6 protein-coding genes are annotated in these 12962 nt (G+C 67.8%); 5 read left to right on the forward strand and 1 reads right to left on the reverse strand.

Going from position 1 to position 12962, the window contains the following annotated elements; translation table 11 throughout:
• The first annotated feature begins 105 nt into the window (after positions 1-105).
• The 5 genes from ACWGH1_RS24505 (at position 106) to ACWGH1_RS24525 (ending at position 10373) form a co-directional block, all read left to right on the forward strand.
• Positions 106-987, forward strand: a complete 882-nt coding sequence (locus tag ACWGH1_RS24505) for an LppX_LprAFG lipoprotein (RefSeq protein ID WP_453357868.1) — start codon at positions 106-108, stop codon at positions 985-987.
• A gap of 273 nt (positions 988-1260) precedes the next feature.
• Positions 1261-1791 (forward strand): 50S ribosomal protein L10, encoded by a 531-nt coding sequence (gene rplJ, locus ACWGH1_RS24510; RefSeq protein ID WP_030710304.1) that lies wholly within the window; start codon positions 1261-1263, stop codon positions 1789-1791.
• Positions 1792-1901: 110 nt separating this feature from the next.
• Positions 1902-2285 carry a 50S ribosomal protein L7/L12 gene (rplL, locus tag ACWGH1_RS24515; RefSeq protein WP_453355804.1) on the forward strand — a complete coding sequence of 128 codons (384 nt, stop codon included), beginning with the start codon at positions 1902-1904 and terminating at the stop codon, positions 2283-2285.
• Between the two features lie 608 nt (positions 2286-2893).
• On the forward strand, positions 2894-6376 hold the full coding sequence (rpoB, locus tag ACWGH1_RS24520; RefSeq protein WP_453355803.1) for a DNA-directed RNA polymerase subunit beta: 3483 nt from the start codon (positions 2894-2896) through the stop codon (positions 6374-6376).
• A 97-nt stretch (positions 6377-6473) separates the two neighbouring features.
• The gene (locus ACWGH1_RS24525; RefSeq protein WP_453408998.1) at positions 6474-10373 is read left to right on the forward strand and encodes a DNA-directed RNA polymerase subunit beta'; all 3900 of its coding nucleotides are present in this window, start codon (positions 6474-6476) and stop codon (positions 10371-10373) included.
• A gap of 101 nt (positions 10374-10474) precedes the next feature.
• Here ACWGH1_RS24525 and ACWGH1_RS24530 read toward each other — a convergent pair whose 3' ends face one another.
• Positions 10475-12928 carry a YfhO family protein gene (locus ACWGH1_RS24530; RefSeq protein WP_453354964.1) on the reverse strand — a complete coding sequence of 818 codons (2454 nt, stop codon included), beginning with the start codon at positions 12926-12928 and terminating at the stop codon, positions 10475-10477.
• Positions 12929-12962: the final 34 nt, after the last annotated feature.

Genomic DNA, 12962 nt, shown 5'->3' on the forward strand with positions numbered 1-12962 from the left:
CCCTCCCGGGAGCGGGGGGCCCGTTTCCGTATATCCGTACGACTGACGTCGCTACCACCCAGTAAGGTCCCTACTGTTGAACAGTGAACAGGGGTGGGGATTTCCATGAACGCGAACCAGAAGAAGACCCTCGTCGCCGTCGCGGCGGCCGTACTGCTCGCCGGCGGGGCCACGGCGTGCGAGGGCGGTAAGAAGGACGGCGCCGCCGCTCCCGCGACGAGCGCGTCGAGCGCAGCGGGCGTACCCGGCGGCCAGAAGCCGGTGCAGGCGGAGCCGGCCGCCGCCTTCCTGGAGCAGGTGAAGAAGGGCGCCGAGGAGATCACCTCGCTGCGCTACACCATGTCCGGGAGCGTGGCCGGCCAGCAGGTTTCCGGCGACGTGGCCATGCGCCTCAAGCCCGAGGTGGCCATGTCGATGAAGATGGCCTCCCCGGCGGCGGAGGGCGGCACCGTCGACCTGCGCCTCATCGGCAACGTGATGTACATGGGCAGCGAGGGCAAGTACCTCAAGTTCGACCTCAAGAGCGCGAGCCCGGACGCGGCGGCCCAGCTGGACGCGCTCGGCAAGGCCGGCCAGAGCGGTGAGAACCCGGGCGACCGGGCGACCCAGCTGAGGGGGGCCAAGGACCTGAAGTCGCTCGGCGAGGAGACCATCGACGGGCAGAAGACCACGCACCTGACCGGCACGCTCAGCCTGGAGCAGCTGAAGGCCACCGCGGCCGCGGGTTCCCCGGAGGCCAAGGAGCGCCAGGAGAAGACCGTCAAGCAGCTCCAGGACCAGGGCGTCGAGAGCATGGTGATGGACATGTGGATCGATGCCGCGAACCACACCAAGCAGGTGCGCACCCAGGCTCGGACCGCCAAGGGCCCGATGGACGTCACGATCAAGTTCCTCGACTACAACCAGCCGGTCGAGATCGCGGCGCCCCCGGCCGACCAGGTCGTGGACCTCGCGCAGATGATGAAGGACGGCGGCGCCCAGGGCTGAGTCCCGCCCCTGCGGGGCCGGCCGGGGCGATTTGCCTCGGGTCGCGTGCTTCACGTACAGTTCCGGAGAAGCCAAAGACCGCTGGTCGTTGTCGTGCCCGTAAGGGTGCGGCGGCCGAAGGATCCGCTGGATGCGGACGACCCGCGTAGGTGACTGAGGAAAGTTCCCGAGTTTCACGATTCGGTTGAGCTACGCCCTGGCGCCTGCGCCGGGGCGTTTTGTATGTAGCCCCTTCTGAGCGGTCCTCATCACCCGGAAGGAGGCCGACGCTCTATGGCAAGGCCCGACAAGGCTGCCGCGGTAGCCGAGCTCACGGACCAGTTCCAGAGCTCGAACGCCGCCGTGCTGACCGAGTACCGGGGTCTCACCGTCGCGCAGCTCAAGACGCTGCGTCGTTCGCTCGGTGAGAACGCCCAGTACGCCGTGGTGAAGAACACGCTGACCAAGATTGCGGCCAACCAGGCCGGGATCACCGCGCTGGACGAGCACTTCGCTGGTCCGACCGCGGTCGCCTTCATCACCGGTGACCCGGTGGAGTCGGCGAAGAGCCTGCGTGACTTCGCCAAGGACAACCCGAACCTCATCATCAAGGCGGGTGTCCTTGATGGTAAGGCGCTCACCGCCGATGAGATCAAGAAGCTTGCGGACCTCGAGTCCCGCGAGGTTCTGCTCAGCAAGCTGGCCGGCGCGTTCAAGGGCAAGCAGTCTCAGGCTGCCTCGCTCTTCCAGGCGCTGCCGTCGAAGTTCGTCCGCACTGCGGAAGCGCTTCGCGTCAAGCTCGCCGAGCAGGGCGGTGCCGAGTAATTCGGCTCGCGCACTGATCCACGCCGCCTAGTGCGTGGGTCGTAGCGGGCCGTTACGCCCGCCTCTCAATACATCCGGCACCTGCCGAATTAGTGGAAGGATCGCCCATCATGGCGAAGCTCTCTCAGGACGACCTCCTCGCCCAGTTCGAGGAGATGACCCTCATCGAGCTCTCCGAGTTCGTGAAGGCCTTCGAGGAGAAGTTCGACGTCACCGCCGCCGCGGCCGTCGCCGTTGCCGGTCCCGCCGGCCCGGGTGCCCCGGCCGAGGCCGCCGAGGAGCAGGACGAGTTCGACGTCATCCTCACCGGCGCCGGTGACAAGAAGATCCAGGTCATCAAGGTCGTGCGCGAGCTGACCTCCCTGGGTCTGAAGGAGGCCAAGGACCTCGTGGACGGCGCTCCGAAGCCGGTCCTCGAGAAGGTCGCCAAGGAGGCCGCTGACAAGGCCGCCGAGTCCCTCAAGGCTGCCGGCGCGGCTGTCGAGGTCAAGTAACACCTCTGAGGCCCTTTGGGGCCTCTTCAAAGGGCGGTCACCCGTAAGGGTGGTCGCCCTTTGGCGTACCCGGAGTGCCTGATTTGCCCTGCTCTCGTTGGGGAGTAGGGTGATCTTCGTTGTCTCGGAGCGGGGTCGGGAGGTGATCCGCTCGGAGCAGGGGGCCTTGACGAACGGGCGGCGGCGCGCAATTCTCAGACCGTCGTGGGAGACCCGCCCGCACCGCTCCGAGCCCCGAGGGTACGGATCGGCGGTCCGAGGCATGGAACGACTACGAAGAGGGCAGTACTGATACGCGCTCTGTGTACGAGCGCGGCAGAGTTGGACGCAGTGTTGGTTGAACACGGTGTTGGTTGATCGAGTAGGGAAGGCCTGTTGCCGGTTTCCGGAAACGCGGTCTGGACATCAGTGAGCCAAGTGGCTACACTGACCCTTTGCGCTGCCTGTTAGCTGCCCCCTGCCCGTCGCCAGGGGCATGCCCACGCTCGAGCACACCTGACTGATCCGCCCTGACCTGGTCTTTCGCACCAGATTGAAAGCGTCTGTCGTCTGTGTCGGCTGGGACCGGTACGCGCGTAGTGAGTCCGAGCCCTCGGAAGGACCCCCTCTTGGCCGCCTCGCGCAACGCCTCGACCAATACGAACAACGGTGCCAGCACCGCCCCGCTGCGCATCTCCTTTGCAAAGATCAAGGAGCCCCTCGAGGTTCCGAACCTCCTGGCGCTGCAGACCGAGAGCTTTGACTGGCTGCTCGGCAATGCCGCCTGGAAGGCTCGCGTCGAGTCGGCTCTCGAGAGTGGACAGGACGTCCCCACCAAGTCCGGTCTTGAAGAGATCTTCGAGGAGATCTCGCCGATCGAGGACTTCTCCGGGTCGATGTCGCTGACTTTCCGCGACCACCGTTTCGAGCCGGCGAAGAACTCGGTCGACGAGTGCAAGGACCGCGACTTCACGTACGCGGCGCCGCTGTTCGTCACCGCCGAGTTCACGAACAACGAGACCGGAGAGATCAAGTCTCAGACGGTCTTCATGGGCGACTTCCCGCTCATGACCAACAAGGGCACCTTCGTGATCAACGGCACCGAGCGTGTCGTTGTATCGCAGCTGGTGCGCTCCCCCGGTGTCTACTTCGACTCCTCCATCGACAAGACGTCCGACAAGGACATCTTCTCCGCCAAGATCATCCCGTCCCGGGGTGCCTGGCTGGAGATGGAGATCGACAAGCGCGACATGGTCGGTGTCCGCATCGACCGCAAGCGCAAGCAGTCCGTCACCGTCCTCCTGAAGGCCCTCGGCTGGACCACCGAGCAGATCCTCGAGGAGTTCGGCGAGTACGAGTCCATGCGCGCCACCCTGGAGAAGGACCACACCCAGGGCCAGGACGACGCGCTGCTCGACATCTACCGCAAGCTGCGCCCGGGCGAACCGCCGACTCGCGAGGCTGCTCAGACGCTGCTCGAGAACCTCTACTTCAACCCGAAGCGCTACGACCTCGCCAAGGTCGGCCGCTACAAGGTGAACAAGAAGCTCGGCGCCGACGAGCCGCTGGACGCCGGTGTGCTCACCACCGACGACATCATCGCGACGATCAAGTACCTCGTGAAGCTCCACGCGGGCGAGACCGAGACCACCGGTGAGTCGGGCCGTTCGATCGTCGTCGAGACCGACGACATCGACCACTTCGGCAACCGTCGTCTGCGCAACGTCGGCGAGCTCATCCAGAACCAGGTCCGCACGGGTCTGGCGCGGATGGAGCGCGTCGTGCGCGAGCGGATGACGACCCAGGACGTCGAGGCGATCACGCCGCAGACCCTGATCAACATCCGGCCGGTCGTCGCCTCCATCAAGGAGTTCTTCGGCACCAGCCAGCTGTCGCAGTTCATGGACCAGAACAACCCGCTTTCGGGTCTCACCCACAAGCGCCGTCTGTCTGCGCTTGGCCCGGGTGGTCTGTCCCGCGAGCGGGCCGGCTTCGAGGTCCGTGACGTTCACCCGTCGCACTACGGCCGCATGTGCCCGATCGAGACCCCTGAAGGCCCGAACATCGGTCTGATCGGCTCGCTCGCCTCCTACGGCCGCGTCAACGCGTTCGGTTTCGTCGAGACCCCGTACCGCAAGGTCGTCGACGGCGTCGTCACCGACGAGGTCGACTACCTGACCGCGGACGAGGAAGACCGCTTCGTCATCGCCCAGGCCAACGCCGGCCTGAACGATGAGATGCGCTTCACCGAGAACCGCGTACTGGTTCGCCGTCGTGGTGGCGAGATCGACTACATCGCCGGCGACGACGTCGACTACATGGACGTCTCCCCGCGCCAGATGGTGTCCGTCGCGACCGCGATGATCCCCTTCCTGGAGCACGACGACGCCAACCGCGCCCTCATGGGCGCGAACATGATGCGCCAGGCCGTTCCGCTCATCAAGGCGGAGGCGCCGCTCGTCGGCACCGGCATGGAGTACCGCTGCGCCGTCGACGCCGGTGACTCGATCAAGGCGGAGAAGGACGGTGTCGTCCAGGAGGTCTCGGCCGACTACGTCACCGTCGCCAACGACGACGGCACGTACACCACGTACCGCGTCGCCAAGTTCTCCCGCTCGAACCAGGGCACCTCGGTCAACCAGAAGGTCATCGTCAACGAGGGCGACCGGATCGTCGAGGCCCAGGTCCTCGCCGACGGCCCGGCCACCGAAGAGGGCGAAATGGCCCTCGGCAAGAACCTGCTCGTCGCGTTCATGCCGTGGGAAGGCCACAACTACGAGGACGCGATCATCCTGTCGCAGCGCCTCGTGCAGGACGACGTCCTCTCCTCGATCCACATCGAGGAGCACGAGGTCGACGCCCGTGACACCAAGCTGGGCCCCGAGGAGATCACCCGGGACATCCCGAACGTCTCCGAAGAGGTCCTCGCCGACCTCGACGAGCGCGGCATCATCCGCATCGGTGCCGACGTGGTCGCCGGCGACATCCTGGTCGGCAAGGTCACGCCCAAGGGTGAGACCGAGCTGACCCCGGAGGAGCGCCTGCTCCGCGCGATCTTCGGTGAGAAGGCCCGCGAGGTGCGTGACACCTCGCTCAAGGTCCCGCACGGTGAGATCGGCAAGGTCATCGGTGTCCGCGTCTTCGACCGCGAGGAGGGGGACGAGCTTCCCCCGGGCGTGAACCAGCTGGTCCGCGTCTACGTCGCCCAGAAGCGCAAGATCACCGACGGTGACAAGCTCGCCGGCCGCCACGGCAACAAGGGTGTCATCTCCAAGATCCTTCCGATCGAGGACATGCCCTTCCTTGAGGACGGCACGCCGGTCGACATCATCCTGAACCCGCTGGGTGTCCCGTCCCGAATGAACCCGGGACAGGTCCTGGAGATCCACCTCGGCTGGCTCGCCAGCCGCGGCTGGGACGTCTCCGGGCTCGGCGAGGAATGGGCCGAGCGGCTGAAGGTCATCGGCGCCGACCGCGTCGAGCCCGGCACCAACGTCGCCACCCCGGTGTTCGACGGCGCCCGTGAGGATGAGCTCGCCGGCCTGTTCGAGCACACCATCCCGAACCGCGACGGCGACCGGCTGGTCCTCCCGTCCGGCAAGGCGCGTCTGTTCGACGGCCGCTCCGGTGAGCCGTTCCCGGACCCGATCTCGATCGGGTACATGTACATCCTCAAGCTCCACCACCTGGTCGACGACAAGCTCCACGCCCGGTCGACCGGTCCGTACTCGATGATCACGCAGCAGCCGCTGGGTGGTAAGGCGCAGTTCGGTGGCCAGCGCTTCGGTGAGATGGAGGTGTGGGCGCTCGAGGCTTATGGCGCCGCTTACGCCCTCCAGGAGCTGCTGACCATCAAGTCCGACGACGTCACCGGCCGCGTGAAGGTCTACGAGGCCATCGTCAAGGGCGAGAACATCCCCGAGCCGGGCATTCCCGAGTCCTTCAAGGTGCTCATCAAGGAAATGCAGTCGCTCTGCCTCAACGTGGAGGTGCTGTCCTCGGACGGCATGTCCATCGAGATGCGCGACACCGACGAGGACGTCTTCCGCGCGGCGGAGGAGCTCGGTATCGACCTGTCCCGGCGTGAGCCGAGCAGCGTCGAAGAGGTCTGACGGGCCTGACGGGGGGCTCGCTCAAGAGCCCCCCGTCATCCCCGGGACCGTTCAGACCATGATTGAGACTCGACCCCGAAAGAGGGATTGACGCACAGTGCTCGACGTCAACTTCTTCGACGAGCTGCGGATCGGCCTTGCCACCGCGGACGACATCCGAACCTGGTCCCACGGCGAGGTCAAGAAGCCGGAGACCATCAACTACCGCACCCTCAAGCCCGAGAAGGACGGACTCTTCTGCGAGAAGATCTTCGGTCCGACCCGGGACTGGGAGTGCTACTGCGGCAAGTACAAGCGTGTCCGTTTCAAGGGCATCATCTGTGAGCGCTGTGGCGTCGAGGTCACGCGCGCCAAGGTGCGTCGTGAGCGGATGGGCCACATCGAGCTTGCCGCTCCCGTCACCCACATCTGGTACTTCAAGGGCGTCCCGTCGCGCCTGGGCTACCTGCTGGACCTCGCGCCGAAGGACCTCGAGAAGGTCATCTACTTCGCCGCGTACATGATCACGTTCGTGGACGACGAGCGCCGCACCCGCGACCTCCCGTCGCTGGAGGCCCACGTCTCCGTCGAGCGCCAGCAGATCGAGAACCGCCGTGACGCGGACCTCGAAGGCCGTGCCAAGAAGCTCGAGACCGACCTGGCCGAGCTCGAGGCCGAGGGCGCGAAGGCCGACGTGCGCCGCAAGGTGCGCGAAGGTGCCGAGCGCGAGATGAAGCAGCTGCGCGACCGTGCGCAGCGCGAGATCGACCGTCTGGACGAGGTCTGGGCGCGCTTCAAGAACCTCAAGGTCCAGGACCTCGAGGGCGACGAGCTCCTCTACCGCGAGCTGCGTGACCGCTTCGGCACGTACTTCGACGGTTCGATGGGTGCCGCGGCGCTGCAGAAGCGCCTGGAGTCCTTCGACCTGGAGGAGGAGGCCGAGCGCCTCCGCGAGATCATCCGTACCGGCAAGGGCCAGAAGAAGACCCGTGCGCTCAAGCGCCTCAAGGTCGTCTCCGCGTTCCTGCAGACCAGCAACAGCCCCAAGGGCATGGTGCTCGACTGCGTGCCGGTCATCCCGCCGGACCTGCGTCCGATGGTGCAGCTGGACGGTGGCCGCTTCGCGACCTCCGACCTGAACGACCTGTACCGCCGCGTGATCAACCGCAACAACCGTCTGAAGCGTCTGCTCGACCTCGGTGCCCCCGAGATCATCGTGAACAACGAGAAGCGGATGCTCCAGGAGGCGGTCGACGCCCTCTTCGACAACGGCCGTCGCGGTCGCCCGGTCACGGGCCCCGGCAACCGTCCGCTGAAGTCCCTGAGCGACATGCTCAAGGGCAAGCAGGGCCGATTCCGTCAGAACCTCCTCGGCAAGCGCGTGGACTACTCCGCGCGTTCCGTGATCGTCGTCGGTCCGCAGCTGAAGCTGCACCAGTGCGGCCTGCCCAAGGCCATGGCGCTGGAGCTCTTCAAGCCGTTCGTGATGAAGCGCCTGGTGGACCTGAACCACGCGCAGAACATCAAGTCGGCGAAGCGCATGGTCGAACGCGGCCGCACGGTCGTCTACGACGTGCTCGAAGAGGTCATCGCCGAGCACCCGGTGCTGCTGAACCGTGCGCCCACGCTGCACCGTCTCGGCATCCAGGCCTTCGAGCCCCAGCTGGTCGAAGGCAAGGCCATCCAGATCCACCCGCTCGTCTGCACCGCGTTCAACGCGGACTTCGATGGTGACCAGATGGCCGTGCACCTGCCGCTCTCCGCGGAGGCGCAGGCCGAGGCCCGCATCCTGATGCTGTCCTCGAACAACATCCTCAAGCCGGCCGACGGCCGTCCGGTCACGATGCCGACCCAGGACATGGTCCTCGGTCTGTTCTTCCTGACCACCGACGGTGAGCTCCGTGACACCAAGGGCGAGGGCCGTGCGTTCGGCTCCACGGCCGAGGCGACCATGGCGTTCGACAACGGCGAGCTCGCGCTGCAGTCGCAGGTCGACATCCGCTTCCCGGTGGGCACCATCCCGCCGCGCGGCTGGGTGCCGCCGGTGGCCGAGGAGGGCGAGCAGGAGTTCCAGCCGGGCGACAGCTTCCGTCTGCGCACCACCCTGGGCCGCGCGCTCTTCAACGAGCTGCTGCCCGAGGACTACCCGTTCGTCGACTACTCGGTGGGCAAGAAGCAGCTCTCCGAGATCGTCAACGACCTGGCGGAGCGCTACCCCAAGGTCATCGTGGCGGCGACGCTCGACAACCTGAAGGCGGCCGGCTTCCACTGGGCGACCCGTTCGGGCGTCACCGTGGCCATCTCCGACGTCGTCGTGCCTGAGGCCAAGAAGGCCATCGTCAAGGGCTACGAGGAGCTGGACGAGAAGGTCCAGAAGCAGTACGAGCGCGGTCTGATCACCAAGGACGAGCGCACGCAGGAGCTCATCGCGATCTGGACCAAGGCGACCAACGAGGTTGCCGAGGCGATGAACGCGAACTTCCCCAAGACGAACCCCATCTTCATGATGGTTGACTCGGGTGCCCGAGGAAACATGATGCAGATGCGACAGATCGCCGGTATGCGTGGTCTGGTGTCGAACGCGAAGAACGAGACCATCCCGCGTCCGATCAAGGCGTCCTTCCGTGAGGGCCTCACCGTTCTGGAGTACTTCATCTCCACGCACGGTGCCCGTAAGGGTCTGGCGGACACCGCCCTGCGTACCGCCGACTCGGGTTACCTCACCCGTCGTCTGGTGGACGTCTCGCAGGACGTCATCATCCGCGAGGAGGACTGCGGCACCGAGCGCGGCCTCAAGCTCAAGATCGGTGTCAAGGACGAGACCGGCGTTCTGCGCAAGGCCGACGACGTCGAGACCTCCGTGTACGCCCGCATGCTGGCCGAGGACGTCGTCATCGACGGCAAGGTCATCGCGCCGGCGAACGTGGACCTCGGTGACGTGCTCATCGACGCCCTCATCGCGAACGGCGTCGAGGAGGTCAAGACCCGCTCGGTCCTGACCTGCGAGTCCGCGGTCGGCACCTGTGCCTTCTGCTACGGCCGCTCGCTGGCCACCGGCAAGCTGGTCGACATCGGTGAGGCGGTCGGCATCATCGCCGCCCAGTCCATCGGTGAGCCCGGTACCCAGCTGACGATGCGTACCTTCCACACCGGTGGTGTGGCCGGTGACGACATCACGCAGGGTCTGCCGCGTGTCGTCGAGCTCTTCGAGGCCCGTACCCCGAAGGGTGTCGCCCCGATCTCCGAGGCCGCCGGCCGCGTGCGGATCGAGGAGACCGAGAAGACGAAGAAGATCGTCATCACGCCCGACGACGGCAGCGAGGAGACGGCGTTCCCGATCTCCAAGCGCGCCAAGGTCATCGTGCACGAGGGCGACCACGTCGAGGTGGGCCAGAAGCTCACCATGGGTGCCACCAACCCGCACGACGTGCTGCGCATCCTCGGCCAGCGTGCCGTCCAGGTCCACCTGGTCGGCGAAGTCCAGAAGGTCTACAACTCGCAGGGCGTGTCGATCCACGACAAGCACATCGAGATCATCATCCGGCAGATGCTGCGCCGCGTGACGATCATCGAGTCCGGCGACGCGGAGCTCCTGCCGGGCGAGCTGGTCGAGCGGTCGAAGTTCGAGACCGAGAACCGTCGTGTGGTCACCGAGGGCGGTCACCCCGCCTCCGGCCGTCCGCAGCTGATGGGTATCACCAAGGCCTCGCTGGCGACGGAGTCCTGGCTGTCGGCCGCCTCCTTCCAGGAGACGACCCGAGTCCTGACGGATGCGGCGATCAACGCCAAGTCCGACAGCCTCATCGGCCTCAAGGAGAACGTCATCATCGGTAAGCTCATCCCGGCCGGTACGGGTCTGTCCCGCTACCGCAACATCCGGGTCGAGCCGACCGAGGAAGCCAAGGCCGCGATGTACTCGGCCGTCGGCTACGACGACATCGACTACTCGCCCTTCGGCACCGGCTCCGGCCAGGCCGTCCCGCTGGAGGACTACGACTACGGCCCGTACAACGGCTAAAGGTCCGGTACGTCGAAGCCCCCCGCTGCTCCGAGAGGAGCGGCGGGGGGCTTCTTCGTGTTCCGGGTCCCGGGGGTTCCCCCGGAGCCCGGGAGCGGGCCTCAGGCGCGGCGGCGGCGGGTGGCGACCGTGACCGAGATCAGGGCCAGGAGGGCGAGGGTGGCGGCGGCGAGGCCGGGGGTGAGGCCCTTGGGGGCGAAGGTGCAGGAGACCTTCGTGGTGCCGGGGGCCACGGGGAGGGAGACCAGGCCGTGGAAGGGGCGGAGCGGGGCGGAGCACTGCCAGCCCGGGACGGCGGTCATCGCGAAGACGGCGGTGCCGGTGGAGCCCTGGGGGAGGGTGGCCTCGATGGTGTGCCCGTCCGCGGTGACCTTCGTGGCGCCGGTGGCGGTGAGGCGGCGCACCGCCGTGTCGAGCGCGGCGCGGTCCAGGCAGCCGATGGGGTGCGGGCCGGCGGTGGCGTTCGCGGTGCGGGTGGCGACCGTGACGTCCAGTCGGCCCGAGGCGGGCACCGTGCCGAGCGGGACGACCCCGCTCATCCGGTCCTCCAGGGGGCGGGAGCCGGAGGAGCCCTGCGAGAGGGTGCCGTAGAGCTCGGGGGAGTACCAGTACGCCTCGGAGCCCGGGGCGCACTGGGCCGCGTACGTCTGGGCGGTGGCGCTGCCGCCCCGGGTGACCTGCGGGACCTGGTAGACGCTCCCGCCCAGGACGTTCTCCTGGCGGGCGTAGACGCTGTCGGCCGGGTTGGGCGAGGTGTACGTGCCGCTGCGCAGCGTGACGAGGGGCGGGGCCGGGAACTTCGTCGCGGTCCAGCTGTTCTTCGCGGCGCCCGGCCGTACCCGCGCCCCGATGGAGAAGATCGCGTCGAGCACCGGGTTGTCGGCGCCGAAGAAGGTCCGGCCGTCGTTCTTGAAGCCGTATCCCAGGGGCTGCAGCGCCTCGTAGGTGGCCGCGGGGAGGTAGCTGCTGTAGTACTGCGGCCCCTCCGCGCGCAGCGCCAGGGCGTCGTTGTACGAGGTCTGCGGCGCGCCGGAGTCGGTCCGGTACGCGGGCCAGCCGTCGACCGCCCGGACGGCGTCGAAGTGGCGGCTGATCGACTCGTTGGAGGTGGCGGCCGGCGCCGCCCAGCGTTCGCGGGCCCGCCGGGTGTCCGCGTTGAGCGCGGCGGCGGCGGATTCGGCGAAGACGACGCCGACCATGAGCACGGCCGCGACCGGGATCAGGTAGCGGCGCCTCTGACCCAGGGCCAGCAGGACCAGCGCGAGCAGCGACAGGGCCCCGCCGCCGAGCACGGCCGGCCACGTCCAGCCGCCGAAGTCGTCGGTGTGGCGCAGTACGAAGGTGGCGAGCACCAGCAGGGCGGCCGACAGCGCGAGGTGCAGCGGGCGCGGGCGGTGGGCGAGCGCCAGCCAGGCGGCGATCACCACCATGCCGCTGAACACGAACGCCTCGCGGTACGGGTTGCCGTTCGGGACCGCCAGGCCGTGCCAGACGTACTGGGTCGGCGGGAACTGGAACGAAGCCAGCACCAGCAGCGTCGCCGCCGCCCACACCAGGCGGGTCCGGCGCGCGATCGCGGTGTTGAACAGGAACGCGCCCGCCAGGATCAGCCCCAGCGAGGCCACGTACAGCCGCGGCCGGCCGCCCCACAGGTGCGTGGCGGGGAGCATCCCGGCGAGCAGGATCTCGATCCGGACCGGTTCGAAGGAGCCGGCCCGGGTGGGCTGCGCGGCGCCGCTGGACAGGAAGGACGGCAGGAGCAGCGGCAGCGTGAGGAGGATGCCCGTCACGGTGGCCGTAGCCGCCCGCCACACGGCGCGCAGCCGCTCGGCGCCGGTCATCTCCCGGGTGGCCAGCCGGACGGCCAGGAGCACGCAGGCGGCCATCGTGGCCATCATCGCGGTGTAGAAGTTCCCGAACCAGGCGAGCCCGACGAGCAGCGCGACGCCGGGCCAGCGGCGCTGCTCCAGGCACCATTCGACGGCGATGCCGAGCATCGGCAGCGCGACCAGCCCCCACAGCCACATCGGGATGTACGAGGCGTCGCTGAGCGCCCACCCGCACAGCCCGTACGTCGCTCCGAGCACGCCGCGCTGCCACCAGGGGCCGGGGTGCAGCTTGCCGAGGTACACCGTCATCACGGCGGCCGCGGTGCCCATCGTCAGGGGGGTGACGACGAAGACGGCGAGGTCGACGTGGGCCCGGGGCACGAGGACTGCGAGCCAGGAGAACGGGTTGCCGAGGTAGGTGTAGTAGTCGGACAGGAACTGCTGTCCGAAGCCGCCGCGCCAGCTGAACAGCAGGTCGCCGGCGGCCTGCCCGTGCACCAGGTCCCACAGGGCGCGGTGGAAGGGCACGTACTGGTTGGCCTGGTCGTTGAGGGCGCGGCCGGTGTTCCCGAAGGGGAAGGTGCCGCGGGCCACCCAGGCGGTGCAGATCGCGCCCGAGGTGACGAGGAAGGCGAGCAGGGGGCCGCGGAGGCGGGCGAGCCGACGGCGGGCCGTGGTCGGCCGCCGCCGGGCGGGAGCTTCCTGCGTGGTGGGCTCCGAGGCCACGGTTCCCAATGCGCTGCTCCCTGCTGATCGACTT

Source organism: Streptomyces sp. NPDC054883 (genome assembly GCF_053610645.1).

What these genes read in the sequence shown, in the direction of transcription:
- ACWGH1_RS24505 (WP_453357868.1), top strand. Translation starts at nt 106, where the DNA reads ATGAACGCGAACCAGAAGAAGACCCTCGTCGCCGTCGCGGCGGCCGTA.
- rplJ (WP_030710304.1), top strand. Translation starts at nt 1,261, where the DNA reads ATGGCAAGGCCCGACAAGGCTGCCGCGGTAGCCGAGCTCACGGACCAG.
- rplL (WP_453355804.1), top strand. Translation starts at nt 1,902, where the DNA reads ATGGCGAAGCTCTCTCAGGACGACCTCCTCGCCCAGTTCGAGGAGATG.